The organism is uncultured Clostridium sp., from assembly GCF_937920395.1.
Taxonomy (GTDB): domain Bacteria; phylum Bacillota; class Clostridia; order Clostridiales; family Clostridiaceae; genus Clostridium_AD.
The window spans coordinates 1-3051 of the sequence record NZ_CALEVF010000204.1; the positions used below are offsets into that span (position 1 = coordinate 1).

2 protein-coding genes and 1 pseudogene are annotated in these 3051 nt (G+C 28.9%); all 3 read right to left on the reverse strand.

The window, feature by feature from the left end:
• Positions 1-347, reverse strand: a pseudogene (locus tag Q0649_RS12720) (RNA methyltransferase); the annotation flags it as partial.
• 60 nt (positions 348-407) lie between these two features.
• Positions 408-1322, reverse strand: a complete 915-nt coding sequence (locus tag Q0649_RS12725; protein WP_298842474.1) for an alpha/beta hydrolase — start codon at positions 1320-1322, stop codon at positions 408-410.
• A 115-nt stretch (positions 1323-1437) separates the two neighbouring features.
• Positions 1438-3051 (reverse strand): type I pullulanase (gene pulA / locus Q0649_RS12730; RefSeq protein WP_298842477.1); only part of this gene is annotated, 1614 nt, incomplete at its 5' end.

Consider the following 3051-nt stretch of genomic DNA (forward strand, 5'->3'; position numbering starts at 1 on the left):
CCAAGTATGCTAAAACCTATTTCAAATTCAATTCTACGCCCCTCATGAAAACCTACATTTTCATGAGGAGCATTAATATACGCTACTTTATATTTATTGCTAGTTAATTTGTCATTATTAATCTGCTCAATAATTTTCTCTTTTGTTTCTCCCATATACATTATTGAAATACATTTTTTTATGAAAGGACTTCTGGATGGATCTATGTATATATTAGAAAATAAATATTTATCATGAAGCGGCTTATCGAAAAGATATTTGATTTCCATTTTACATAAACTTTCTTCGTCACTTGAATAATTAGTTATATACAAATATTTTTTTTCATTTTGTATTAGCTGAAACATTAAAACACAACCTTTCTATATAGGATATTCTATTTTATATTAGTTACATACGGTTATTATTTAAATTATATTGATATCCGCTAAAAATTTGTAAATTCGCTTTGTATATTCATCTTGATTATTCCAGTATGATTGCGCATGACCAGCATTGCTAGCAATATATATATCCTTGTAACTATTAGCCTTTAAGTACATTTGTTTGCACATATAGGTAGGTACATATTCGTCATTTTCTCCGTGAATGAATAAAATCGGAATTTTTACTTTTGATAAATTAGATATAGGTGACACATCTTTAAAATTCCACCCAGTTCTTATTTTGCTAATTTTACTTGCTAATTTTATTAAAATAAAATTGTTTATATTATAATCATTTTTCAATCTGTAACTGAATAACTCTTGTGCGTCAGAATAGCCACAGTCTTCTATACAGAAGTTAATTCTATCATCGATTTCAATGTTTTGAAGGGCTATCCCAGCACCCATAGATTCTCCGTGTATACCAATTATTGTGTTTTTCCCTAATTTATCAAATAACCAATCAGTGCATTTTTTTAAATCGAATTTTTCGTAATAACCATAAGAAGTGTTTTCTCCACCACTTAACCCATGATTTCTATGATCATAAATAAAAACAGCAAAGTCTTTTTTTAAAAACATATTCATGTACTTAACAGAAGAATACAAACTACAAGTTATTCCATGACATAATATAATAACTTTTGTAGAATTATTATTAGGAAAGAAAAATCCATGAATTTTATAACCATACTCTGAATCTATATATACTTCTTGTTTTTCTAAATTATTGAATTTTTCTATAATTATTTTTCCATCTTTAACTTCATTATTATATATATTGTTATATTCTCTAACATTAGGATAGATGATTATATTACAAAAATGCCAACCTACAACTAAAATCATAATAGCAATGACAAGTAATGTTATTATAAAACATATTATAATTAACATGCTAACGCCCCTTTTTTACTATATTTAAAATAGTGAATTTATATAAATTATACATCAAAAAAAGAGCCCTTATTTTCAATATAGGACCCTAAAAAACACTCTAAACAAGATATTTTTAACTTTTTTTTATTTTTTTTAGAAAAAGCATTATACAAGCAACTGCACCTAGAGCTAGTACAATATAAGTCCTAAATGTTAATGATGTAAATATATTTTCCGATTCATAATAAACCACAATTGAACTTAATGCAGGAACAACTAAAGAATCTCCACTAAATTGTTTTATAGTTTTAACCCCTGATTTCTCACCATCAACTACGATATTCCATGTACCCTTCTTTGATAATTTTACGATCTTCTCTTCCCTATTCGCATTGAATGCAACTACAATATGTGCCCAACTATCCATATTTGCATTATAATTCATTTCATATGCTACTACATTTTCAGGAACTACTAAAAATTTTAAATTTTTCTTAATCATATCAGCAGAAGTCATTCTAAAGGCAGGATGTGCTTTTCTTAATTCAATTAAACCTTTAAAATAATCGACAGTTTCAATGTTTTTTGATTCCCTTGTCCAATCAATCTTATTTACATTATCACTTGCCTTATAAGAATTTTTAACACCTGCTTTAGTTCTTAAAAATTCTTGACCAGCTTGAAAAAACGGAATGCCTTGTGAAGTAAGAATCATAGAATCTGTCATTTTATGCATTTTTATTTTTATTTCATTACTGTCATTAACGTTTGTTAAACCAAGCTTATCCCATAATGTATTATTAGCATGGGCCTCAGCATAATTAACAACTTGTACGGGTTCTATATCACCATAAGTCTCTATAATATTGGAATAATCTATACCCCCAACTATTCCTTTTTTTACATCTGTTTCCTTATGGAGTGCACCATTAACAAAGCCCTTTGCTTTTGGGGAAAATACACTTCCAATTAACCCATCTCTTATTTCATCATTGAATTGTGATATTTCAGTCATTTTACTGGCATTTTGTGTATTTGCTTTTGCGTCTGGGGAAAGAGTCGTCCCTTTATCTGCTCCATCCCCCAAAATGAGGATAGAAGGATTAATATTGCTAAGTTTTTTTCTAACTTCATTCATAGTAGCTACATCAATAAGACCCATCTGATCAAATTTGAATCCATCTAAATTATATTCTTTTGCCCAATATACAACTGAATCAACAATAAATTTTCTTGCCATAACATTTTCAGAAGCTATTGTATTTCCATAACCACTTTCATTTGAATTAGTTCTAAAGTAGTACCCAGGTACTATTTTATTAAAATTCGATTTAGCACCGCTATACATATGATCATAGGCCACATCTATATTTACTCTTAGTCCATTATCATGCAAGGCTTGTACTGCTTGTTTTAATTCTTTAACTCGAGTGATTGGGTTATATGGGTTAGTAGAATAGCTTCCTTCAGGTGCATTATAATTTTTTGTATTATAACCCCAATTAAATTGTGGCTTATTTGAAGTCTCATTTACGGTCGAGTAATCAAATACAGGCATAAGCTCCACATGCGTAACTCCTAACGCTTTTATGTAATCAATTCCTGTAGTGTTACCATCACTTCCCTTTGTACCTAATTCAGTAAACGCTAGAAATTTACCTTTATTCTTTATACCACTGTTTGAATCTATGGAGAAGTCTCTAACATGCAATTCGTATATAATTGCATCAGTTAAATTTGAAAAGTC